Raw genomic sequence first — 23,760 nt, forward strand, 5'->3', positions numbered from 1 at the left:
TATGATAGCTAAAATAAGCTATTAACGCCATGTTCCAGAACGCCTGTCGTCTGGACATTAGCGATTCAGACACTTACTATGAGAACGGCACTTATAAAGGTGCTTTCCTTTCAATTTTGTACGAAAAAGGGTGCTCTGGTGGATTACAAACTTTCGCGTCGTGTGAACGCAATTAAACCTTCTCCTACACTGGCCGTCAGCCAAAAAGCAGCTGAACTGAAAGCCGAAGGCAAGGATGTTATTGGCCTGGGAGTCGGCGAACCTGATTTCGATACTCCTGAATTTATCCGCGAAGCAGGTAAAAAAGCAATTGACGACGGTCATACCCGCTACACAGCGGTAGATGGCATTGCCGAACTAAAACAAGCTGTTTGCGACAAATTCAAGCGCGACAATCAACTTGAGTATGACCCCGCAAACATTCTCATATCCAGTGGTGGTAAGCATAGTATTTTCAATTTACTCACCGCCTGGCTGGATGAAGGCGATGAAGTTGTTATCCCTGCACCCTACTGGGTTTCTTACCCGGATATGACGTTACTGGTCGGCGCTAAACCGGTCGTTGTAGAAGCCACTATCGACCAGTCTTATAAGATAACAGCTGAACAACTGCGGTCAGCCATTACTGATAAAACCCGTCTGATGTTTATCAACAGTCCATCCAACCCAACTGGCATGGCCTATACCGCTGAAGAACTGGAGTCACTGGCCACTGTACTGCGCGATTACCCGCAGATTCTGATTGCGACTGACGACATGTATGAGCACATTTTATGGGACAAGTCCTCATTCGTGAATTTGCCAATGGTCGCGCCCGATCTAAAAGACCGTACGGTCATTCTGTCAGGTGTCTCTAAAGCCTATGCCATGACTGGCTGGCGTATTGGTTACGCCGCTGGACCTAAACCCATTATAGCAGCGATGAAAAAAGTACAGTCACAAAGCACGTCAAACCCAGCCGCAGTTTCCCAGCACGCCGCCTTAGCTGCGCTACAAGGGGATCAGAGTTGTATTGATACCATGATCAAAGCATTTAAAGTACGCCACGATTATCTCGTAGCGGCTTTGCATGCCATACCAGGCATCCAGTGCCTGCCTGGCCAGGGTACTTTCTATACCTTCCCCAATGTCACCGGACTGATGCGCAAAGCTGGCGTCGACAGCGACATTAAGCTCTGTGAGCGATTATTAGAAGAAGCTAATGTCGCTTTAGTACCAGGGTCAGCCTTCGGCGCACCAGGCCATTTCAGACTGTCATTTGCGACCAGCAGTGATGTACTGGAAGAAGCCGTAAAACGCATTCAGAGTTTTGCAGAAAGCCTGTAATTAGCGCTTTCACCCTAAAAGCCGGTCGCTGTTGCACTGCGACCGGCTTTTTTTATCTGGATAAGCTCCTTACAGCTACAAAAACAAGTAGTTTTAAAAAAATATTTTTTATTACGAATTGATTACAAAGCAACCAGCTAATGCCGAAGCCGTTTTCCAGAAATGAAACAGCAAGTGGTCCAGGATACAAGACCTTTTTATGTAAAAAATGGCTTGACTAGCAAAAAAATACACAGGCAATTTCACATAATTCGAAATATTTGCTCAGGAAAGCGTCATTCCGTTCAATTCTAAATCAAAACACATAAACTACTGATTAATATAGATATATATAAATCATGCCAATAATTAACCAGATCTGAAAATTGGCTACAAGACCCATGAACCCTTGCCGCTCACAGACTTAACCACAAGGTTATCCACAGAAAAAGTGGATAAGATCCGCAACCGCTTACAGCACCAGAGTTCTGGCTTACTGTGGATAAAAAACAGGACAGCGAACCATAACAAAAGCCATAATACAAAAACTGACATGTTCGATAAAAGGAGTAATTTGCTGCTTTCAGCATAAATAAGGCTGAAAAAGCCTAAAATCTAAGCAAACAATTATAAGCAAGCTATTTTTATCGCTTTTTATAGTTGACAGTCCCACGCAAGGCCTTTAATATTTCGCCCCGTTGAAGGCTGTTCCCCAGTAGCTCAGTTGGTTAGAGCGGTGGACTGTTAATCCATGTGTCGTTGGTTCGAATCCAACCTGGGGAGCCAAACGCCTCAACTGCTGCAAGCAATTCCTATCTATTCCCCAGTAGCTCAGTTGGTTAGAGCGGTGGACTGTTAATCCATGTGTCGTTGGTTCGAATCCAACCTGGGGAGCCATAGTGCTCTATAACTAGTTAGCTTTTCTTTATATCGGCATTTGCAGGACAAAATAAGCGATTCCCGAACCCAATACAGCGCCGGCAATAATATCGCTAGGAAAATGCACACCCAGCGAAACTCTCGCCAAAGCCACTAAACCAGCCCACATGTAATAAAGCAACGCCCAGGCCGGAAAACTGGCAGCCGCCAGTCCAGCAAACAAAAATGCGGCAGTCGCGTGGCCAGAAGGGAAACTAAAACGGTCAGCGGGTTTTATAGCAGGCCGGAACGAAATCCTGTCCATAGCAGGACGGGCCCTGCGTAATGTATTTTTCAGCCACCAGAATAAGGGAAGTTCTATGGCAAAACCGATCAGCGTACGCTGCATAAAAGTAACACTGCCTTCTACAGCCAGCGTTACAATAATAGCCAGAACCAGTACGTAATAAGGACCATCACCACTGCGGGATACCCAAAGTGCCAGACTGCTATCGCGCCACCATCGTGTGAAGCGAAATAACCAATAAAAAGTAACTTCGTCAACATGACGAATACTTTTAAACAAATCGGTCATTCACTCTCCCATTGATTAATATCAGGCTGAACGGCCCTTCCAAAGACTTCATAATAGCCTGAAAACAGCCAGCTTTACGAGTAGCGCACTAACTTTTGCAAAAACCTGCTCGCTGTAAGTTGTTTATGAACGCTTAAACCCCGATAATATATACCGATTTTTAAATTAAGACCGCCTGGTGCCGATGACTGACTATTTATTGCTACTGATCGCGACTGTACTGGTCAACAACTTCGTGCTGGTCCAGTTCCTTGGGCTATGCCCCTTTATGGGTGTTTCCAACAGGCTGGAGACTGCCATAGGCATGTCCGCAGCCACCACCTTTGTGTTAACGCTGGCCTCGGTCTGCAGTTACCTGGTTAATCAGTATATTCTGCAACCTTTTGATCTGATGGCCCTGCGCACTTTGAGTTTCATTCTGGTTATTGCCGTCGTAGTGCAGTTCACCGAAATGGTGGTGCATAAAACCAGCCCAACCCTATATCGCTTATTGGGCATCTTTCTGCCCCTCATCACTACTAACTGTGCGGTACTCGGGGTTGCTTTACTTAACGTCAATGAACAACACTCGTTTATGCAATCCATAGTATTTGGTTTCGGTGCGGCCGTCGGTTTTTCGCTGGTTCTTATTCTTTTCTCAGCCCTGCGCGAGCGACTAGCCGCTGCTGACGTGCCATTGCCGTTTAAAGGCGCGGCTATTGGCATGATAACAGCGGGCTTAATGTCGCTTGCCTTTATGGGCTTTACCGGTTTGGTGTCGGTTTCATGAGTGTAGTTACAGGTATTCTGGCGCTGGTCGTACTGGCGCTCATCTTTGGTTTGATTTTAGGTTTTGCGGCAGTGCGTTTTCGTGTCGAAAGTGACCCTATTGTCGAGCAAATCGACAGTATTTTGCCGCAAACTCAGTGTGGACAGTGTGGTTATCCGGGTTGCCGCCCCTATGCCGAGGCCATTGCTAACGGCGACGATATCAATAAATGTCCACCCGGCGGTGAAACCACAATTCAACAGCTGGCTGACTTGCTCGGCCGCGAAGCAAAACCACTGGATGCGGCCCACGGCATAGAAGATGAAAAGAAGGTTGCCTATATTCGCGAAGACGAATGCATCGGCTGCACCAAGTGTATTCAGGCCTGTCCGGTAGATGCCATTCTGGGCGCGGCCAAGCAAATGCACACTATCATTGCCGATGAGTGCACGGGTTGTGATCTCTGCGTCGACCCCTGCCCGGTAGACTGTATTGATATGATTACGGTAAAAACGGCGCCTGAGCGCTGGAAATGGGATTTACAAAAAATTCCGGTTGAAGTGGTCGATGCCGGAGGTAAATCCTGATGACCGTCAAATTTTTACATACAGAAGAAATTCAAGCCGGCAACCTGTGGCGTTTTCCTGGTGGTGTGCATCCCCCTGAGCGCAAATCTATAGCCAATAGCAGCCCTATCCAGCGCATGCCGATCCCTAAACGTCTTATTTTGCCGTTTAAACAACATATCGGGCAAGCTGGCATTCCATTAGTGGCTGAAGGTGACACAGTAGTTAAAGGCCAACCATTGACCGAACCCGGTCCAAATGCCGGTTTAATCATACATGCACCGACTTCCGGCTATATTAAAACTATCGGTGACTATCGAAGTGCGCACCCTTCTGCACTTAGCGTACCTGCTTTTGAATTAATTCCAGATGGTCTGGATATCTGGGGCCAACGTCATCCTATTACGGATTACAGCACCCACAGCAGTGCCGAATTACTGGCCCACATCAGCGCTTGTGGTATCGCCGGATTAGGCGGAGCTGGTTTCCCTACGGCGCAAAAGCTGGCGGCCCAGGGTAAACTCGACTACCTGATTATCAACGGTGCCGAGTGCGAACCCTACATTGTTTCCGACGACCGCCTCATGCGCGAACACGCCGCTGGTATTATTCGCGGCACTCGTATTCTGCTGCACATAGCCGGTCTGCAAAAAGCGCTGATAGCCGTAGAAGACAATAAACCAGAAGCCATACGTGCGTTACGTGACGCCTGTGGCAAAGACGAACACCTTGCAGTGCGGGTCATTCCAACCCAATACCCTTCTGGCGGGGAACGTCAGTTAATTCAGATACTGACAGGCCGCCAGGTACCCAGTGGCTCGCTACCAATGGACGTTGGACTGCTGATGCAAAATGTCGGCACCGCTTACGCCATTTATCGCGCAGTGGTATTTGGTGAACCGCTGCTGGAACGTGTCATTACCGTCACAGGAGAAGCATTAGAACGTCCCGGGACCGTATGGACACTCCTGGGTACCACCGTTGAAGAACTCCTACAGTTTTGCGGTTATCAAAGTTATCCCAAAGCACGGGTCATCATGGGTGGGCCCATGATGGGATTTACCCTGCCCACACTGGATGTCCCTGTTATTAAAGGCAGTAACTGCATTCTTGCTCCGGCACGCAAGGAATTGCCACAACCAGGCAGCGAAATGGCCTGTATTCGCTGTGGTGCCTGCGCCGATGTGTGCCCTGCTTCATTACTGCCTCAACAGCTTTACTGGCTGGCACGGGCTAAAGATGCTGACGGTTTACGTCAGCATAACCTCGCCGATTGCATAGAATGCGGTGCCTGTGCCTATGTATGCCCCAGCGAAATTCCACTGGTGCATTATTATCGCCAGGCCAAAGCCGAACTGCGTGAACAGTATATTGAAAAGCAAAAAGCAGAAGTTGCCAGGCAACGTTTCGAAGCCCGTCAGGCCCGACTTGAACGGGAAAAGGAAGAACGGCTTGAACGCCATCAGCGCGCTGCAGAAGCACGCAAAAAAGCGCAACAGGAGCGACAGGCACAAAGCAGTGACGACAGCGTTCCTCAGGATCCCGTCAAAGCGGCTGTTGCTCGCGCCAAAGCGAAAAAAGCAGCGCAAAATAAAAACACAGATGCCACTGTCGACGACAAAAAAGTCGACGACAAAAAAGATAAAGTTGCCGCTGCTGTGGCCAGGGCCAAGGCTAAAAAACAGGCTGAAGCACAAAAGAAACAGCAATCCAGCATTTCTAACCCGGATAATGAGTCAAACTGATGAGCTTTTATATCGCGTCTTCACCCCATACCCGGCAGCGGCGTACAACTTCATCACTGATGCGACTGGTATTGCTGGCCCTCATTCCCGGCATTCTGGTGCAATGGTATTTTTTTGGCTGGGGTATATTTTTCCAGTTAACTGTTGCCATTCTGGTAGCGTACGGCACCGAAGCCTTATGCTTACATGCACGGGAACGCGGTGCCATGAGTGGTCTGCGTGATAACACAGCTCTGGTCACGGCTGTCCTGCTGGCCATTAGCATTCCTCCCCTGGCCCCCTGGTGGGTCATTGTAATCGGCACCATCTTTTCGATTGCTGTGGTTAAACATTTGTACGGTGGTGTGGGACAAAATCTGTTCAATCCGGCAATGGCAGGTTACGTCGTCTTATTAATTTCTTTTCCCCTGCAAATGACCAGCTGGCTGCCTCCGGTCAGCCTGACCGATGGTCACCCTGGGCTGTGGGAAAGCCTGCATCTGTTTTTATTCCAGTACACCAGCGATGGCTACAGCGTCGAACAAATACGTATGGTGGGCACTGGCGAACTGCTTGACGCCATTGTCATGGCGACTCCCCTCGATCATATACGTAACGATCTGAGCCAGGGACTAACCTTAAGCGAAGCCACTCAGGCGCCTATTTTTGGTGGTCTGGCAGGTATTGGCTGGCAATGGATTAACCTGGCATACCTGGGCGGAGGACTGTTATTACTGCAACAGCGCGTAATTCAATGGCATATTCCGCTGTCTTTGCTTGCAGCGTTAACCATCATGGCTGCTGCGGGCAGCCTGATAGCACCAGACACCCTGCCGGGTATTGATATTCATCTGTTCAGTGGTGCTACTATGCTGGCAGCTTTCTTTATTGCGACCGATCCGGTATCTGCAGCCACTTCGGCCCGGGGCCGGTTAGTCTACGGAGCCATTATTGGAATCATTATTTACCTCATCCGCACCTTCGGCGGTTACCCGGACGCTGTAGCCTTTGCGGTACTACTGGCTAATATGAGTGTTCCGATCATTGATCAGTACACCAGACCCACCACCTATGGCCATGGAGGTAAATCATCGTGATTCAGCAAATGCGCCGCAATGGCTTTATTCTGGCCGCCTTTGCCCTGGCGGCTACCACACTGGTGCTGATCGCGCAGTGGCTTACCCAGGACAGAATTGATGCTCAACAACGTCAGGAACTGCAAAGTACGCTTAATTTATTAATACCACCAGCGCAATATAATAATGACCTTTATGCGGACTGTACTCTGGTTCAGGCCCCTGAAGCCCTGGGGCTCGAGCGAGCGCAACCGGTATACCGGGCACGTTATAATGGCGAGCCTGTCGCGCTGGCCTTGCGCACCACAGCTCCCGATGGCTACAGCGGCAATATCCATCTGTTAGTAGCCGTGAACAATGAAAGTCAGGTAAAAGGCGTGCGCGTATTACAACACCGTGAAACACCCGGCTTAGGGGATAAAATCGAAGCTCGTCGTAGTGACTGGATTTTAGGCTTCGATAACCGCCGTGTAAGTGGCGAAAACGATTCACGCTGGGAAGTGCGTCGCGACGGCGGCATCTTTGACCAGTTCTCTGGTGCTACTATTACCCCAAGAGCCGTGGTCAATGCGGTGCAACGAACTGTGCTGTATGCTGATAATAACCGTGAAGAACTGTTTTCCGCAGCCTCTTCCTGTACCGAGCAGACACCAGAAACACCCGGTCATCCAGCTGACGATGGAGAAATACCATGAGTGACGTGATTAGCGATGAAGAACAAAACGAGCTCGCTAACAGCTCCGAAAGCAGCGAATATCAGGAGTTAACCCGTAACGGCTTGTGGAGCAATAACCCGGCCCTGGTCCAACTTCTGGGCCTGTGTCCTCTGCTTGCGGTAACGGGTACAGTAACTAATGCGCTGGGACTGGGGCTGGCTACGCTGCTCGTTCTAGTTGGTTCTAATGTCACCGTATCGCTGGTCCGTATCTGGATACCCAGCGAAATTCGTATTCCTGTTTTTGTCATGGTCATCGCAACTTTCGTGACTCTGGTAGAGCTTTTCATGCATGCCTTTACCTACGGCCTGTTTATGGCGCTGGGTATTTTTATCCCGCTGATAGTAACCAACTGCGCCATCATCGGCCGCGCCGAGGCCTATGCTTCTAAAAACCCCTGGCATTTATCTGCCTTCGATGGACTGGTAATGGGGCTAGGTTTCGCGGCCGTACTTGTCACATTAGGAGCTATGCGTGAAATCCTTGGTCAGGGTACGCTCTTTGACGGTGCTGAACTGTTACTGGGCCAATGGGCCAGTGTATTGCGTATCGAGCTTTTTGCCGTCGACTATCCGCTCTTGCTGGCAGTCTTGCCACCGGGTGCTTTTATTGGAATGGGATTTATTATTGCCGGTAAAAACTGGATCGATCATAAACAGGCCCTGAAAGCGCAGCAGCAACCGACACCAAAAGCTGAACGCGCCCGCGTCACCTCACAATAATTTGCCGTATTATGAATAAACAAAAACGTCTGGAAATATTAAGCCGGCTGCGTGAAAACAACCCGCATCCGACCACTGAACTGAACTTCAATAACCCTTTTGAGTTGCTGATTGCCGTACTTTTATCAGCTCAGGCCACCGATGTCGGTGTTAATAAAGCCACTGGTCCGCTCTTTGCAGTAGCGAATAACCCAGCCGATATGTTGGCGCTCGGCGTTGACGGGGTAAAAGATTACATAAAAACCATCGGTCTTTTTAATACGAAAGCTGAAAACGTGATTAAAACCTGCCGCATTCTGGTCGAGCAACATGCTGGTCAGGTTCCTGAGGATAGAGAAGCACTGGAGGCTTTGCCTGGGGTGGGTCGAAAAACCGCCAATGTAGTGCTGAATACCGCCTTTGGCTGGCCCACTATTGCCGTTGACACTCATATTTTCAGAGTCAGTAACCGCACTAAGTTAGCACCGGGAAAGAACGTGGTCGATGTGGAGCAGAAGCTGATTAAAGTAGTGCCTGCGGAGTTTAAAGTCGACGTCCATCACTGGTTGATATTACACGGCCGCTATACCTGTATTGCCCGCAAACCGCGCTGTGGTTCATGCATTATTGAAGATCTTTGTGAGTTTAAAGAGAAAACCGAAATTTAGCCGTGCTTTTAATCAGCACGGCTGCTTAGCAAGGAAGGATTAAAAGGCCGCTTCATCTGAATCACCACGCGACGGTTTTTAGCTCGCTCCAACTCATTCTGGTTACCAGCAGAGTGGCGCATTTCGCCATGCGCATTCACCGCAATCTGCTCTTCTTCTACACCATGCTGTAGTAAAAAATCTTTCACCGACTGAGCACGTCGCTCAGCCAGTTCTTCGTTCTCTTCGTAGGTACCGTAAGAATCAGTATGCGCATCGACCAGCACCAGCTGAATATCAGTATCATGGCGTAAGTATTCGCTAATCTGCATGAGCCGGCGTTTCGAAGGGTTGGTTAACTGCTCAGTGTATTCCTGATAATTTAACACCGTAAAAGAAATATCTTCAAAGCTGTAGGGCAACAAGTTACTGATGCAATGTAAAAAGTCATCATAACGGTCATGGAAGTTGACTGCCGATAAACTGACCTGCACCGAATCTCGTGAATTGTGCCAGTCTTCATAAAAGAAAGTTGGCTTCATCCCCTTCTCAAGCTCAGTCAATACTGTCCACGCCATAGGTTTGTCCAATTCACTGCTGAACTGACGATAGAGATCCATATTACCCAGTTCCTGGCTGGCGACACCAGGACGCCAGTGCGGCGCCACCGATTTAACGCGAGCCACATCGTAAGTATCAGGCAAACGCATCATGTCCAGCTGCAGGCGCAGGTTCATATCGCGACTCGCTTCACTGACAAAACGCACATTACCATAACGGGGAATATCGTGCTCAAGGGTACATTGCAGCGGAGAGTATTCACTGACCCGCCACTCTGAGTTATCCAGGTTGGCTCCATACTGACGCACTGATGCATTAGCCGTCTGACTTGCTATCAAGCCTGCTAATAAAGATAAGGTCAGTACTTTTTTAAGCATGGATCGCTTCCTGTTCCGGGTTTGACTTATTTATCGACCCCTGGCCGTGCTTCTTTAGCATTTAAAACGCCTTTCTGGCATACTAGCCAGCGTTAAAATCACAGTGAAGATGGCACACAGGAGCTTCATGAGCGAGACCAGCCCCAGCACCAACAACAAAATGAAAGAGCGTTTTCGTGGTTATTTACCCGTAGTTATTGATGTCGAAACCGCAGGCTTTAATTCACAAACCGATGCCCTGCTGGAAATCGCCGCTGTTATCCTCGACTTTGATGATAACGGAGATCTACACCCGGTGGCCACCCATCATGCGCACGTCGAACCTTTTGCCGGCGCTAATATCGAGCAGGCTGCCATCGAATTTAACGGCATTGATCCCCATAGCCCCTTACGTGGCGCTATCAGTGAAGACGAAGCTATTAAGAAAATTTTCACAGCGGTACGTAAAGCGCAAAAAGCTGCCGAATGTCAGCGCTCAGTGCTGGTCGGGCACAATGCCACTTTTGATCACAACTTCATGATGGCCGCAGCCCAACGCAACAATATAAAACGCAACCCGTTCCACCCCTTTGTTACTTTTGACACCGCGGCACTAGCCGCTTTAACACTTGGGCAAACGGTACTTGCGAAAGCCTGTAAGACCGCAGGTATAGAGTTCGACGGCAACCAGGCCCACTCAGCCGTCTACGACACCGAACGTACCGCAGAACTGTTCTGCTGGATGGTAAACCGCTGGCGCGCCCTCGGCGGCTGGCCCCTCCCCTAACACGCACAAAAAAACCGCGCCGAAGCGCGGTTTTTTTTATTTCCGGTAGGCTTACAGCTTGCCAGAATTCTTAGACAGATAATCAGCAACGCCTGCAGCGTCCGCTTTCATACCTTCGTCACCTTCGTTCCAGCCAGCTGGGCAAACTTCACCGTGTTCTTCGTGAAAGTTCAAAGCGTCAACCATACGCAGCATTTCATCGATGTTACGACCCAGAGGCAAGTCGTTAACTACCTGATGACGTACCTGACCAGCTTCGTCAATCAAGAAAGACGCACGGAAAGCTACGCCTGCTTCAGGATGCTCTACATCGTATGCTTTACAGATTTCGTGCTTAACGTCAGCAACCAGTGGGTATTTAACTTCACCAATACCACCGTTATCAACACTGGTGTTACGCCATGCGTTATGTGAAAACTGAGAGTCGATTGAACAACCAATCACTTTAACACCACGCTTTTCGAATTCAGCCAGGCGCTTATCAAAAGCAATCAGCTCTGAAGGGCATACGAAAGTGAAGTCCAGCGGGTAAAAGAAAAGTACCGCTTTTTTACCTTTAATTTGCTCACTGAAAGTAAAATCTTCTACGATTTCGCCGTTGCCTAGTACTGCTGATGCAGTAAAATCAGGTGCCTGACGTCCAACTAATACAGCCATTTGTATGTCTCCGTTTGATAATCAATATTAAATTTATTCCTGCCCCATAAACGTTTGGGCAGAAACACGAAATTCAAGTTTTATTCTGCAGCCGGTTCTTCTGGTGCAGCCTCTTCGATCAAGGGTTGTAACTCACCCTTTTGAAACATTTCAATAATAATGTCACAGCCACCAATTAACTCGCCTTTAATCCACAACTGTGGAAACGTCGGCCAGTCCGCTATTTTAGGCAGCTCGGCGCGAATATCCGGGTTCTGTAAGATATCTACATAAGCAAATGGCTTTCCACAACCCATTAACGCCTGTGAAGCTTGCGATGAAAACCCACAGCTAGGCAGTTTCGGAGAGCCTTTCATATATAGTAAAATTGCGTTCTCTTCGATTTGCTGGCGAATACGGCTCGCGGTATCCTGCTCTGGCACTTCCTGATTCTCTTGCATTGAACACACCTCGTATCACTGCTTCTGGATAAAGACATAGTATAACACACAGGTATTTTTTTCTAAGCCCTTGAGATCCTAATCTATTACCACAATGTACTAGGGTAGGATACTTGCGTAGGCTGCGCTTATTTTTGCATCCGCTATACTGTAAGCGATTTAATTTGCAATGGCTTTCCAGATAGCAGCCTAAGCAAAGTGTTTCATGCATTGTTAACAAGAAAACGACGGAGAATCATTATGGCTTTTGAATTACCAGCCTTACCTTACGAGAAAAACGCCCTGGAACCACATATTTCTGCTGAAACGCTGGAGTATCATTATGGTAAACATCATCAGACTTATGTCGACAAACTAAACGCCGCTGTTGAAGGTACTGACAACGCCGGTAAATCACTGGAAGACATCGTAAAATCTGCTGATGGCGGTTTATTTAACAACGCCGCTCAGGTTTGGAACCACACTTTTTACTGGAACTGCCTGAGCCCGAACGGCGGTGGCGAAGCTTCAGGTTCTCTGGCTCAGGCTATTGAGAAAAAATGGGGTTCTTTTGCGGACTTTAAAGAAGCATTTACTAACAGCGCTATTGGCAACTTCGCTTCAGGCTGGACCTGGCTGGTTAAAACCAGTGACGGTGGCCTTGAAATCGTTAATACCGATGATGCAGAAACCCCGCTAACTGATAGCAGCGTGACTCCGTTGCTGACAGTAGATGTATGGGAACATGCTTACTACATCGATTACCGTAACGCTCGCCCTAAGTACATGGAAGCCTTCTGGGCTCTGGTCAACTGGGACTTCGCCGCTAAAAACTTCGGTTAATAGCTGCTAAATAAAAAACCGCGCTTTTGCGCGGTTTTTTTATGCCTGAAAGTGGAGAATAAATGGGGTCAGAGCTAAAACTAACCATTTTGAGTGGTTAGTTTTAGCTCTGACCCCGTTGTTTTTTTTAATCTACCAGGTTGGCGGGGATGCGTTCACGCAGGCTGAACCAGATTTTGGCTGACTCGTAACCATATTTACGTACCAAAGCAACTGACTCTTCGTACTGGCCTTTCTCAGCAAGTTCCTGCAGCTCAGCATAATATTTACGGGCAAGAGGGCGCGCTTCGTCGTTTGAGAAGTAAAACTGACCTATGCGTGCATACAAACCTTTAAAACCATTCAGCACCAGAATATAGATCGGGTTTTCTGAGGCCATTGCCAGTTCATGGTTCAATGTGTAATCGAAGTCTGCAAACGCCTTTGGAGTATCTTCCAATTGTTCCGCTTTTCTTAAAGCCTCAACTGCTTTTTCCGGGTTCTTACGAATCGCTGAACGAATATAAATTGTACTGATATTAGTACGTGCAGAGAGAAGCTGATCAACGAGCTTAGGCATACCTTCTTCGTCAAGACGTGCCAGAGTTTCCAAAATATTCAGTCCGGACGTTTCCCAGAAGTTGTTTACCTTGGTTGGTTTACCATGCTGAATAGTCAGCCAGCCATCACGAGCCAATCTTTGCAGAACTTCACGCAAAGTCGTACGAGTTACACCGATCAGCTCAGACAACTCGCGTTCAGCCGGTAAAATAGAACCCGGTGCAAAATGTCCGTTCCAGATCGATTTAACAATATATTCTTCGGCGAAGCCTGCCGGGCTTTGTGCTTTTATAATCATGTAGAACCCTTTGCTCAACCCTGTTGATATTTCAGTTGCATATGAATTCCTACACAACAGGTAAAAGAATGCTGCGATTCTAACGCGCTGTCATTGGTCGGACAAGTACTCGCGATGCTTTATTCACAGCTAACTGCTATTTATGATAATCTTTACGTCTATAAGTCTTTACCAGCATAGAGCCGTGACTTTCAGAGATTTCTTAACCAGTATAACAGTTCGGATTGCAAAATGGCCATCGCAGCGTCTGCCCTGGTTATTGCTTGCCCTGTCCAGTACCGCTCTGATTGTGGTTGCACTCTACACTCAATACGGCCCTCAACAGCTTATCCCCTGCGTACAATGCATTTACCAGCGCACGGCCATGATAGCCCTGACGCTATTCGCCTGGTTAGGGGTAACTGCTCCGCACTACCGGATGGTACGCTGGCTGGCCATTGTAGGTTGGATTATCAGCAGCGCCGTAGGCTGGTATGCCGCAAATCATCATGTCTGGTTACAGGAAGCAGCAAATCCGCTGTTTCAACCTTGCTCACCCTATCCTGACTTCCCAACATGGCTGCCATTGCATGACTGGATGCCCTGGTTATTCGGCGCCGGTGGTTTATGCGGTGATATTGACTGGCAATTTGCTGGCCTTTCCATGCCCGAATGGCTACGCATTATCTTTGCCACCTATCTGGCTATAGCGCTGGTCGTTGCTCTCTGTCGAATGGCTCACCATCCAAATCGCTAATTCAGCGGCCAGGTCACAATTCTAAGCCCGTAATCATCTTCGCTGATCTCTGCGTCAGAAAACGTGACATAGTTGCTAACACTCATACCTGCATCCCGCATGGCTTGTTGCGAGCCCTGATGTAACAAAGGATGCCATGATGGCAAACCTTTACCTTCATGAAGTCGCCGATAAGCACAACTGGGTGGCATAAAATGAATATAGGGTAAGTCAGCCAGGGTAATATTGACACAATCAGGAACCCGTTCCAGGCGCTCTGTATAACAGCCACAGCGGGCGTTTTTTGGATCCAGATAACGGCAGCGCACGTCGGTGTAAAACAGTGTTTCGTCGGCTCGCATATACAAGTCCGCTTCACTCGCTTCAGGCTCATCCTCATCGCTATCAATTATCTTATGCAAACAGCATTTACCACAGCCGTCGCACAGCGACTCCCATTCGGAATCAGACATTTGCGATAATGATTTAGATTCCCAGAACTCCATGTTAATCCGCTACCTGAGTATTCCAGGTCCATTGCCGGGTATTACTCTGCAGCTGCAGCATCAAATTATCGCGGCGCTTCAACCGGCCCACTCCAACTGGCGTGCCTGTCATGACAATATCACCCGGTTGCAGCGTGAACGCTGCAGCCACCTCAACCAGTAGCTCAGCGACCGGGAACAGCATTGACCCAGTCTCGCCAGCCTGGCGTACCTGCCCGTTAATTTGCAGTTCCAGCTGCAGTTGCTGCACGTCTTCTATTTCACTGGCGGGGATAAAGGTACCCATGGGACAGCTGCCCGCAAAAGCTTTTGCTCTTTCCCAGGGATAGCCCATCGCTTTAAGTTTATTCTGTTCATCTCTGAGCGTTAAATCGAGCCCCAGGCTATAACCCCAGACCGCCTGCATAGCTTGTTCCGGTGTTACGTTCGTTAATTCCCGATCAATCAAAATCGCCAGCTCCAGTTCGTGATGACAGCTGCCTAACGAATGCTGCCATTGAATAGAGTGCTCCATTGGCTGCAACGCACTGGGTGGCTTCATGAACAATAAGGGCCGTTTAGGGACAGCGTTGCCCAGCTCTTCAGCATGGGCTTTATAATTACGCCCTACACAGACCACTTTGCCCGGATTACAGGACAGCAAACGACCTTTAATATCTTTGTGCTGATAACCCATATACTCAGCGGCCTAATTGAATTCGGTCAGCCAGGTGCCCTACCGCCACCACAAAATAACTTGAACGATTCCAGCGCATCAACGCATCCCAGTTGCTATACGCCAGGTAAATACGACCTTGTTCATCATCCGGAATAATCAAAGACGCCGTGATATCGTCACGGGTTGGTAAATCACTGCCATCATAACGGCGTATACCCAGTTCCTGCCATTCAGCCAATGGTTTTTTGGTATCCAAGCCAGTTAATTCAGTATCAAAGTTATCAGGTATGCGCACCTGGCGTCCCCAGGTAACATCATCTTTCCAGCCCACATTGCTCAGATAATTAGCAGCGGAAGCAAAAACGTCAGGGTAGCTATTCCAGATATCAATTTTTCCGTCACCATCAAAATCAATGGCATAACTTAAAAAAGAGCTCGGCATAAATTGTGTCTGCCCCATAGCACCAGCCCAGGAACCGCGCATTTGCTCAGGTTCAATATGGCCTGCATCGACAATCTCCAGTGCCTGCATCAACTGGCGTTTAAAAAACTCTTCACGACGGCCCTCATAGGCCATGGTCGCCAGCGCTGAAATCACCCGGTAGTTCCCGGTATAACCGCCATAATTGGTTTCAATTCCCCATAAGGCAACGATAAAGCGCGGCTGTACACCAAACTCCTCACCGACAGCTTCCAATAACTCGCGATGCTCATTATATTTTTCAATGCCCTGCTGCACTTTCCAGTCCGGAACTGCCCGCGGCAGATAAGTATCCAGAGTAAGCACACGCTCAGGCTGATTTCTATCGGCGCTAACCGCCCGTTCATAAAATGTCATATCAGTAAAAGCGCGATCTACCCCGTCCTGGCTAATGCCATGTTCAAGAGCTTCCTGCTTTAGCTGCTCAACATAAGTTTCGTAGTCCGGTTTGTCCTCCGCCAGAGCATAAGCACTTACAGTAAAACTCAGGGCTGCGGCAGCCAGGCAGGTTTTTATAATTCTCAACATATTACGGTTACTCCGATTTCGAGGGTTGCGAACGCGCTTTAAATTCAGTCAGCAAGTCTTGCTGTGTGGGCGGTAATTGCAGAAAATAGCCATCCTGCTCTATATGATTGATAAGTTCAGCGCCCTGGAAGCGGGCAAATCGGCGTTCTGGCGTCACCTTGAGTGTAGTAACCAGGGTGTGCGGGGTAAAGAGCTGCTGCAATGTTTGCGGCAATTCGGAAAATAGTTCCTGATGCGGCAGATACAAATAAGTATCTGCCTTATTCAGAGATTTATAAATACTACACAACATACTGATGGGGCTCCCGGGACAATATCTGAGCGAAGTCTAACTCATGCCCGCGGTTGCAACAATGTCTCCAGCTCGCTTTTAAGTAAAGCTCCGCGCCAACCAGCTAACAGGTCTGGCACCGGTAAGCGTCTCTTCAATTCATCGTCGACAAACCAGCACCAGTGGAAAACCTCATTAATTTGCTTTCGCGAACCAACAAAGGAAGCACTGACTTCAAGCTCATCCGCTTTATCTTTCACCAGCTGTTTAGCTTTTTTAAATAACGCCTTATAACCCGCTTCAAAGTCCAGCCGCGGCATAGCCGGCGGAATCTCATCCACAGGCCGTTCCAGGCCGAGTTTAACCGCGGCAATAATAGCCTCACCATAACGGCGTATCGTCTGTGGATGCATATCGGCGACCTGACTCAATGCATGCAAGTCGGTGATTTCACCTCGCGCAATCTCGATCAAGGCGGCGTCTTTCACAATAAAACCCAGAGGTTTATCTTTCTTGCGAGCCGTCTGCAATCGCCAGGACGCCAGTTCCTGCAAACAGGCGCGTTGCTGGTCACTCACCTGCCAGGCATTGCCTAAATCGCGCCAGGCTAAATCTAAAGGCAACTCTCGGGTTCGTTTGGCAATCTGCAAAGCGCATTCATCAGCAACCAGGCTTAAGCGATCGCGATCTGTGAGCTGTTGCATTAATTGCGGATATATTTTTGCCAGGTAATAAGCATCAGCCACGGCATAAAACTCCTGTTCAGGAGTCAAAGGACGCGCCAGCCAATTGGTTCGAGACTGCGACTTATCCAGCTCCACGTCAAAGAAGTGCAACACCATAGCGGCATAACCCATGGCGTCACCTATGCCTAACACCGTGCAGGCTATCTGGCTATCAAATACGTTTTGCGGTAACAAACCGCTTTGCTGATGCAGTAACTCAAGATCTTCACCGCCAGCATGCACTACTTTAACCACTTCAGGATCTGCAAGCAGTTGCCACAGAGATGACATATCAATTTCTTGCAAGGGGTCAAGAAGCACATTCTGTTCAGGGATAGCTAACTGCACCAGACCCAACTGGGCAAAATAAGTACGCTCGCGTACAAACTCAGTGTCCAGTGCCAGCCAGCCTGATTCACGTGCCTGATCGCAAAACGCCACCAGTTCCCCGGTGGCGTTTAAAAAGCGATAGTTCATATCGCTCATTCTTCTTCCCGTAATTCACGACGCAGGATTTTACCTACGTTCGTCTTCGGTAACTCATCACGGAACTCAACCAGTTTAGGCACTTTATAAGCGGTCAGATTTTCACGACAGAACTCAATCACTTCTTTCTCTGTCAATGACGGATCTTTCTTCACCAGTACCACTTTCACCGCTTCGCCAGAAGACTCATGAGGTACACCAATAGCGGCAACTTCAAGCACTTTCTCGTGACTAGCGACGACTTCTTCAATCTCGTTAGGGTATACATTGAAACCCGAAACCAGAATCATATCTTTCTTACGATCGACAATACGGAAGAAACCATCTTCGTCCGCTACAGCCATATCACCGGTAGCAAACCAGCCATCTTTAATGGACTCTGCAGTAGCATCCGGGCGCCCCAGATAACCAGGCATCACCTGCGGGCCTTTTACCCACATTTCACCAGGCTCACCAATAGGTAACTCTTTGCCATCTTCATCGACGATCATAATGTCAGTCGATGGCACTGGAATACCAATGCTGCCAGTATAATGTTCAATATCGTACGGATTGGTCGTCACCGCCGGAGCACATTCAGTCAGACCATAAGCTTCCAGCAAGGGTGACTTGGTCAATTTTTCCCAACGGTCCGCCACTGGTTTCTGCACTGCCATGCCACCACCCAAAGCTATTTTCAAAGATTTAAAATCAAGATCTTTGAAACCAGGGGTATTTAACAGACCATTAAACAAGGTGTTCACACCGGAAATAACCGAAAATTGATGCTTACCCAGTTCTTTAACAAAAGCAGGCATATCGCGCGGATTAGTAATCAGTACGTTCTTACCACCATGTTTCATAAAGGTCAGGCAGTTCGCCGTCAAGGCAAAGATATGGTACAGCGGCAACGCGGTGATAACGACTTCTTCGCCATCGTTCATCATAGGAGCAATAACCGCAGATACCTGCTCCAGGTTGGCCACCATATTACGATGTGTCAGCATGGCGCCTTTAGAAGGGCCCGTGGTACCACCTGTATACTGCAGAAATGCAAGGTCTTCGCCTTTCATCTCATGCTTTTCAAACTCAGCATTTGCTCCCTTTTTCAGCGCATCACGAAAATCCACGCCGTTCGAAAGCTTATAAGCCGGAACCATTTTCTTAATGTATTTAACAACAAAGTTTACGATCCAACGCTTAGGAACTGGCAACATATCGCCAATGCCAGTCAGGATAACCTTGTCCAGCTTCACATCATCTTTGATTTTTTCATAGGTATGCGCGAAGTTTTTCAGAATCACCAAGGCTTTTGAATTCGAATCTGCCAACTGGTGCTTGAGTTCACGAGCCGTGTACAGGGGGTTAACGTTCACCACTGTCATACCAGCACGTAGAATGCCAAACAACGCAACAGGATACTGCAACAGATTCGGCATCATGACCGCAACCGGATCACCTTTTTTCAAACCAATGCTTTGTAGATAAGCAGCAAAGTCGCGAGTTTGTTTGTCGAGTTCGTTAAATGACATTTCGTGATCCATATTCACATAGGCCACTTTGTCTTTATACTTCTCAACACTCTCGTCAAAGATTTCCACTAGCGATGCATAGTGATCCGCATCAATTTCATTGGGAACACCTTTGGGATAACGTTTTTGCCAAATTCTTTCCACCGTGACGCTCCTACTCTGTTTTATTCTTTTCAAGGTAACAAAAAACGCCCTATAGAAGGCGTCTGTCAAACTTATAGCGGATTATCTTCGCATATCCGACCAGTGAATCCTAGCCTCTTTTTAGTACCTGGCCTTTAGCAAAGCTGCTATCTGTTGTGGCTGTTGCATATGCACGTGATGTCCACCTGGTACTTCATGCACCGATTTATCAGTAACCAGATCGCCCCATTTCTCCAGCGCTCTGTGTAAATCCTGATGACCTTCACTACCTAATATTAATTGCACTGGCAGCCTGTAATTTTTCAAGATATCGCTTATCTGTTCGGGAGTAAACCGAAATGGTGACAGGGTGCGAACTCTGGGATCTGTGCGCCAGCTATGACCACCCTCTACCTGTTGTAAGTTGCGTTGTAAAAGCAGTTCAGCAAGCTCTGGGGTTAACTCTCCAGCCCGTGCTCTGGCCTGCACTAAATGATTCAAATCTGCATAAACCGGCGCGCGCCTGCCGTTCTGTTTAAAGCGGCTATCCAGCCCTTTACGTAATTGCTGTAAGGTCTCATCAGCTGCCGCGGGCAACAAACCAAAAGCTTCGATAAGGGTAAGTTTAGCAAAAGACTCTGGGTAGAGCGCGCCCAGCACTTCGGCTACGTATCCACCCATGCTATGACCCACGAGGTGTATATCCTGCCAGCCCTGTTGCCTAATCAGGCATTCAATGTCGTAAACCCAGTCGACAAAATAATAATGAGCATCCGGCGCCCGATGATCAGAATATCCATGTCCGGGAAAATCGATGAATAGCCAGTTATAATCGTTAAGATACGGTGCCATAGGCAAAAAGCTATGACAGTTGTCAAGCCAGCCATGTAGGGCTAACAACAAGGGGCCGTCTGGATTACCTCCAGACAGCCCCTGTAAACGAATATGAGGTAATTGAAACTCAACTTCCTGCATTAACTTCTCGCATTAACGCTCATGCCGCTCACGCGAAGACCCGTTTTGCTGCTGAATGGGTTCAGGTAAAGGGTTTCGTTGATGCATAGGCTCCCGCTGGCGCACTTCCGGACGGGGCGCGCGTATCGGATGGCGGTAATAGTACGGGTAATAGGGGTGATAAGGATGAATACCAGGACCGTAGAAACCCCGCCCATACCAGAAAGGATCATAGACACCGTAGCCGAAACCAACACCCACAGCGCCCCGGTTATCACGACGTGGCTGCCAGAGTTCAACACCGCTGGCCTGAATTACTGGGAATTTATAAACAAAATCACCAATAGCCCCTTCTTCGATTCCACTAAAGTCACCTAATGCGGTCACCTGACGACCTCTTTTATATACTTCAGGGTCCACAAAGCCATCTTTGTACACTACAAAACGACCATCGCTCTGGTCATCAACCTGAGGGCGTCCAAAATTATTTAAACGAAAATTGACGACTTCGATACGTGTCTGCTCTTCGCTATTTTCAACGCTTGCGATCACACCACCCCAGCGCGCGGTTTTTCCTGTATGTTGTTCAGGGTTTAATTGTGCCTGACGGAATTCAATCAGCTCAGAACTGTCTGTGCGAATGGGCTCAGGATAACGCGCTGCGCAGCCCGCCAGAAGCGTAATACCTAACACCAAAATTAATAATCGCATAATAAACCTCCTGCTGATTAACGTCCCGGCAATTTCTTCCAGGTCACCTCATTACGTAAATAGTGCGGCTCCAGATCTTCCGCCGCCACACGCTGACCGGCCTCGTAAGCCGCCGCGCCCAGTTGCAACATATCTAAAGCATGAGGTAAACGCACCTTATCTGCTGCTTCTATACTGACTCCGCCCAGCGCGCTTTTCAATGCTTGCTGATAAGTTTCCCAGCCAGTACCGCAGGCCCACCATAGAACTTCCTGCTCAAAAGGTACACTGACGTCACCAGGTGAGCACACTCGTTCCGGCTCAACCTTTACCATCAGACCTGATTGCAACTGGTAGGTTCCCCAGTACACTTCGCCCATGCGGGCATCTATCGCTGGTACTGCGTACTCAGCGCCATGTAACCGGGCTGCGGCTTGCGCCATAGCAGCCAGCGTGGACACCTGAACCAGCGGCAAATCACAGCTAAAGGCTAGCCCCTGAGCAATGCTCGCACCAATACGAACGCCGGTAAAACTCCCCGGCCCCTGGCTCACTACTATAGCGTCCAGCTCCTTTAATTCTACGCCAGCTTCAGCCAGAACTTCGTTAACATAAGGTAAAATCTGTTGCGAATGGCGCCGTGGAATTTCTTCCCCCCGGCTACAGGTATATTCTCCATCAGTATAAGCCACGGAGCAGAACTCAGTAGCACTGTCGATAGCAAGCAGTCGGGTCATTCGGTTTCCTGTGTTGTGTTATCAGTCTGCTGCAAAAAGCTTTTCACGCTCTCTAATGAACGGGTGCGCTGCATGGCAGGCAGACTTTGTAAAAAGGTTTTGCCATATTGACGGCTAACCAGGCGATTATCACAGACCACCAGCACACCGCTGTCGTTGGCGTCACGGATCAAACGGCCTGCCCCCTGTTTTAAGCTGATAACCGCCTGCGGTATCTGTACTTCGGCAAATGGATTTCCGCCGCGCAATTTACAGTCTTCAATGCGTGCCTGCAACAAAGGATCGTCAGGCGAAGCAAAGGGCAGTTTGTCGATAATCACACAACGTAGCGCGTCTCCTCTGACGTCCACGCCTTCCCAGAACGAACTGGTACCCAGCAATACCGCATCGCCAGCGGCTACAAATTGATCCAATAATTCACGTTTACTGGTATGCCCCTGCACCAGTACCGGTCGTTCCAGTTCGTTGATCAAAACGTCCGCAACCTTATTCAGCATGCGATAGCTGGTAAAGAGCAAAAAAGTACCGCCACGGTTACAGCTAATCAGCTCACGGGCAATATTCAATACCGCCTGATACATCGCAGGGTCGCTCGGTTGAGGTAAATAGCGCGGCATGCATAACAGTGCCTGCTTAGAAAAATCAAAAGGGCTGGGTAACACCAGCGTACGGGCACTCTGCAAACCTAAACGATGGGTGAAGTGTGCAAAACTATCGCCCACAGCCAGGGTCGCCGAAGTAAATACCCAACGCATTTTCTGGCTTTCAATATAATTGGAGAATTTATCCGCCACACTTAACGGGGTCTGATGCACACTAATCTGGCGCGGTGTCGTTTCATACCAGAAACTGTAGCCGGTGCGTTTAGTATCCATGAGCTGCTGCCAACGGCCTTTCAACAACACCATGCGTTCATAACATTGATCCAGAGTTTTGTTCCGTCCCAACGCCGCTTTAGTTATCGCCTGCCCCCGCTCCAACGCTTCCAAAAGCCGCGCCGAATCATTGAGCACCGCCTCCTTCTGCATCACCTCCCGCCAGTTACCGCGCTCAGGGTCCCGGGCAAACTGCAGGCGTAAATCGCGGGCACATTTTTCCAACTGATCTGCCACCCGATCCAGCTGTTTTAAATCCTTCAGCTCAGTACTGTATAAAAGACGCAGGTCTTGCGCTAATTCCGAGAGCTGTCGGCTGGACAAAGATTCACTGAAATACTGGCTGGCGATATCAGGGATCTGATGCGCTTCATCAAAAATAACCATATCAGCCTGCGGGATGAGTTCACCAAAACCTGTATCTTTAAGCACTGCATCGGCAAAAAACAAATGATGATTGACCACCACGATGTCCGCTTCCATAGCCTCTTTACGCGCCTTCACCAGGTAGCAGTCATCGTAGTCCGGGCAGTCACGGCCCAGACAATTATCCTGAGTACTGGTGATTTGTGGCAACACCAGGGCATCTTCCGGCAGACTGGTCAATTCGCCGATATCGCCACTGCGGGTCTGGTTGGCCCACTGCTTAACTATCTGTGCCTGCTGCAGCATGACTTTTTCGCTACGCGGTGGGCTGGCGACAAACTGATTCATGCGTTGGATACAAAGATAATTTGAGCGGCCTTTCAACAAAGCAGCCACGCAACCAGGTGCCAGCGCTTCGCGCAAACGAGGCAAATCGCGGTGAAAAAGCTGTTCCTGCAGGTTTTTTGTACCCGTCGAAATAATCACCTGCTGACGCTTGCCAGCCTGCCCCAGCAAAGCTGGTGCCAGATAAGCAAAGGTTTTACCGGTCCCAGTCTCTGCCTCTACTACTAGCAACGGCTGCTCATCACTCAGCTCCGCGATCGCCTGCGCCATTTCCTGCTGGGCCTGACGCGGCTGAAATCCTTCAATGGTCTTGCTCAGCGCACCGTCGGGCGCAAAAACGGCACTAATATCGGTCATAAAGCTGCCTGTTGATAAGTATACTGGTATTATTC

General features: G+C 48.8%; 26 protein-coding genes and 2 tRNA genes. 13 read left to right on the top strand and 15 right to left on the bottom strand.

Annotated elements, in window-relative coordinates; all coding sequences use genetic code 11:
- The first annotated feature begins 138 nt into the window (after positions 1–138).
- The 3 genes from CWE09_RS05395 (at position 139) to CWE09_RS05405 (ending at position 2,202) form a co-directional block, all read left to right on the top strand.
- Positions 139–1,326 carry a pyridoxal phosphate-dependent aminotransferase gene (locus CWE09_RS05395; RefSeq protein WP_126802968.1) on the top strand — a complete coding sequence of 396 codons (1,188 nt, stop codon included), beginning with the start codon at positions 139–141 and terminating at the stop codon, positions 1,324–1,326.
- Between the two features lie 688 nt (positions 1,327–2,014).
- Positions 2,015–2,091, top strand: a tRNA-Asn gene (locus CWE09_RS05400).
- A 34-nt stretch (positions 2,092–2,125) separates the two neighbouring features.
- Positions 2,126–2,202, top strand: a tRNA-Asn gene (locus CWE09_RS05405).
- A 28-nt stretch (positions 2,203–2,230) separates the two neighbouring features.
- Here CWE09_RS05405 and CWE09_RS05410 read toward each other — a convergent pair.
- A complete protein-coding gene (locus CWE09_RS05410) occupies positions 2,231–2,758 on the bottom strand; it encodes a phosphatase PAP2 family protein (protein ID WP_126802969.1) in 528 nt (175 codons plus the stop codon).
- A gap of 184 nt (positions 2,759–2,942) precedes the next feature.
- Between CWE09_RS05410 and rsxA the strand changes: the two genes are divergently transcribed.
- The 7 genes from rsxA to nth are packed head-to-tail and all read left to right on the top strand — an operon-like array spanning position 2,943 to position 8,957.
- On the top strand, positions 2,943–3,527 hold the full coding sequence (gene rsxA / locus CWE09_RS05415) for an electron transport complex subunit RsxA (RefSeq protein WP_126802970.1): 585 nt from the start codon (positions 2,943–2,945) through the stop codon (positions 3,525–3,527).
- Positions 3,524–4,093 (top strand): electron transport complex subunit RsxB, encoded by a 570-nt coding sequence (rsxB, locus tag CWE09_RS05420; protein ID WP_126802971.1) that lies wholly within the window; start codon positions 3,524–3,526, stop codon positions 4,091–4,093. The genes rsxA and rsxB overlap by 4 nt, the downstream gene beginning before the upstream one ends.
- Positions 4,093–5,817, top strand: a complete 1,725-nt coding sequence (rsxC, locus tag CWE09_RS05425; RefSeq protein WP_126802972.1) for an electron transport complex subunit RsxC — start codon at positions 4,093–4,095, stop codon at positions 5,815–5,817. The genes rsxB and rsxC overlap by 1 nt, the downstream gene beginning before the upstream one ends.
- Positions 5,817–6,893, top strand: a complete 1,077-nt coding sequence (gene rsxD / locus CWE09_RS05430; RefSeq protein WP_126802973.1) for an electron transport complex subunit RsxD — start codon at positions 5,817–5,819, stop codon at positions 6,891–6,893. Before rsxC ends, rsxD begins: the two co-directional genes overlap by 1 nt.
- Positions 6,890–7,567 (top strand): electron transport complex subunit RsxG, encoded by a 678-nt coding sequence (rsxG, locus tag CWE09_RS05435; RefSeq protein ID WP_126802974.1) that lies wholly within the window; start codon positions 6,890–6,892, stop codon positions 7,565–7,567. Before rsxD ends, rsxG begins: the two co-directional genes overlap by 4 nt.
- On the top strand, positions 7,564–8,310 hold the full coding sequence (locus CWE09_RS05440; RefSeq protein WP_126802975.1) for an electron transport complex subunit E: 747 nt from the start codon (positions 7,564–7,566) through the stop codon (positions 8,308–8,310). The genes rsxG and CWE09_RS05440 overlap by 4 nt, the downstream gene beginning before the upstream one ends.
- Positions 8,311–8,321: 11 nt before the next feature.
- A complete protein-coding gene (gene nth, locus CWE09_RS05445; RefSeq protein ID WP_126802976.1) occupies positions 8,322–8,957 on the top strand; it encodes an endonuclease III in 636 nt (211 codons plus the stop codon).
- An 8-nt stretch (positions 8,958–8,965) separates the two neighbouring features.
- On the opposite strand, the gene CWE09_RS05450 is transcribed toward nth, so the two are convergent.
- On the bottom strand, positions 8,966–9,874 hold the full coding sequence (locus CWE09_RS05450; RefSeq protein WP_126802977.1) for a flagellar protein MotY: 909 nt from the start codon (positions 9,872–9,874) through the stop codon (positions 8,966–8,968).
- A 127-nt stretch (positions 9,875–10,001) separates the two neighbouring features.
- Between CWE09_RS05450 and rnt the strand changes: the two genes are divergently transcribed.
- Positions 10,002–10,640: a ribonuclease T gene (rnt, locus tag CWE09_RS05455; RefSeq protein WP_126802978.1), complete on the top strand. Its 639-nt coding sequence runs from the start codon at positions 10,002–10,004 to the stop codon at positions 10,638–10,640.
- A 51-nt stretch (positions 10,641–10,691) separates the two neighbouring features.
- On the opposite strand, the gene CWE09_RS05460 is transcribed toward rnt, so the two are convergent.
- Positions 10,692–11,297, bottom strand: coding sequence for a peroxiredoxin (locus CWE09_RS05460; protein WP_126802979.1), 606 nt, complete (start codon positions 11,295–11,297; stop codon positions 10,692–10,694).
- Between the two features lie 80 nt (positions 11,298–11,377).
- Complete coding sequence (gene grxD, locus CWE09_RS05465) at positions 11,378–11,737, bottom strand: Grx4 family monothiol glutaredoxin (RefSeq protein ID WP_126802980.1); 360 nt, start codon at positions 11,735–11,737, stop codon at positions 11,378–11,380.
- A gap of 240 nt (positions 11,738–11,977) precedes the next feature.
- Between grxD and CWE09_RS05470 the strand changes: the two genes are divergently transcribed.
- Complete coding sequence (locus CWE09_RS05470) at positions 11,978–12,559, top strand: superoxide dismutase (RefSeq protein WP_126802981.1); 582 nt, start codon at positions 11,978–11,980, stop codon at positions 12,557–12,559.
- Positions 12,560–12,686: 127 nt separating this feature from the next.
- Here CWE09_RS05470 and fadR read toward each other — a convergent pair whose 3' ends face one another.
- Positions 12,687–13,397 (bottom strand): fatty acid metabolism transcriptional regulator FadR, encoded by a 711-nt coding sequence (gene fadR / locus CWE09_RS05475; protein ID WP_126802982.1) that lies wholly within the window; start codon positions 13,395–13,397, stop codon positions 12,687–12,689.
- A 184-nt stretch (positions 13,398–13,581) separates the two neighbouring features.
- Here fadR and CWE09_RS05480 point away from each other — a divergent pair, with 184 nt between their 5' ends.
- Entirely contained in the window at positions 13,582–14,133 is a 552-nt protein-coding gene (locus CWE09_RS05480; RefSeq protein WP_157982817.1) for a disulfide bond formation protein B, read from the top strand.
- On the opposite strand, the gene CWE09_RS05485 is transcribed toward CWE09_RS05480, so the two are convergent.
- From CWE09_RS05485 to CWE09_RS05530, 10 genes are all read right to left on the bottom strand, one after another.
- Positions 14,130–14,618, bottom strand: a complete 489-nt coding sequence (locus tag CWE09_RS05485) for a YcgN family cysteine cluster protein (RefSeq protein WP_126802984.1) — start codon at positions 14,616–14,618, stop codon at positions 14,130–14,132. The two genes, CWE09_RS05480 and CWE09_RS05485, sit on opposite strands and share 4 nt — an antisense overlap.
- A gap of 1 nt (position 14,619) precedes the next feature.
- Positions 14,620–15,294 carry a fumarylacetoacetate hydrolase family protein gene (locus CWE09_RS05490; protein WP_126802985.1) on the bottom strand — a complete coding sequence of 225 codons (675 nt, stop codon included), beginning with the start codon at positions 15,292–15,294 and terminating at the stop codon, positions 14,620–14,622.
- Positions 15,295–15,298: 4 nt separating this feature from the next.
- Positions 15,299–16,285: a lytic murein transglycosylase gene (locus CWE09_RS05495; RefSeq protein ID WP_126802986.1), complete on the bottom strand. Its 987-nt coding sequence runs from the start codon at positions 16,283–16,285 to the stop codon at positions 15,299–15,301.
- 7 nt (positions 16,286–16,292) lie between these two features.
- Positions 16,293–16,577: a YcgL domain-containing protein gene (locus CWE09_RS05500; protein WP_126802987.1), complete on the bottom strand. Its 285-nt coding sequence runs from the start codon at positions 16,575–16,577 to the stop codon at positions 16,293–16,295.
- A 41-nt stretch (positions 16,578–16,618) separates the two neighbouring features.
- Entirely contained in the window at positions 16,619–17,767 is a 1,149-nt protein-coding gene (gene rnd / locus CWE09_RS05505) for a ribonuclease D (RefSeq protein ID WP_126802988.1), read from the bottom strand.
- Entirely contained in the window at positions 17,764–19,422 is a 1,659-nt protein-coding gene (gene fadD / locus CWE09_RS05510) for a long-chain-fatty-acid--CoA ligase FadD (RefSeq protein ID WP_126802989.1), read from the bottom strand. Before fadD ends, rnd begins: the two co-directional genes overlap by 4 nt.
- A 120-nt stretch (positions 19,423–19,542) precedes the next feature.
- Positions 19,543–20,376, bottom strand: a complete 834-nt coding sequence (locus CWE09_RS05515) for an alpha/beta fold hydrolase (protein ID WP_126802990.1) — start codon at positions 20,374–20,376, stop codon at positions 19,543–19,545.
- 12 nt (positions 20,377–20,388) lie between these two features.
- On the bottom strand, positions 20,389–21,066 hold the full coding sequence (locus CWE09_RS05520; RefSeq protein ID WP_126802991.1) for a Slp family lipoprotein: 678 nt from the start codon (positions 21,064–21,066) through the stop codon (positions 20,389–20,391).
- 17 nt (positions 21,067–21,083) lie between these two features.
- On the bottom strand, positions 21,084–21,782 hold the full coding sequence (gene tsaB, locus CWE09_RS05525; protein WP_126802992.1) for a tRNA (adenosine(37)-N6)-threonylcarbamoyltransferase complex dimerization subunit type 1 TsaB: 699 nt from the start codon (positions 21,780–21,782) through the stop codon (positions 21,084–21,086).
- Positions 21,779–23,725: a DNA repair helicase YoaA gene (locus CWE09_RS05530; protein ID WP_126802993.1), complete on the bottom strand. Its 1,947-nt coding sequence runs from the start codon at positions 23,723–23,725 to the stop codon at positions 21,779–21,781. The genes tsaB and CWE09_RS05530 overlap by 4 nt, the downstream gene beginning before the upstream one ends.
- Positions 23,726–23,760: the final 35 nt, after the last annotated feature.

This window comes from Aliidiomarina minuta, assembly GCF_003987145.1.
In the GTDB taxonomy this organism is placed as follows: domain Bacteria; phylum Pseudomonadota; class Gammaproteobacteria; order Enterobacterales; family Alteromonadaceae; genus Aliidiomarina; species Aliidiomarina minuta.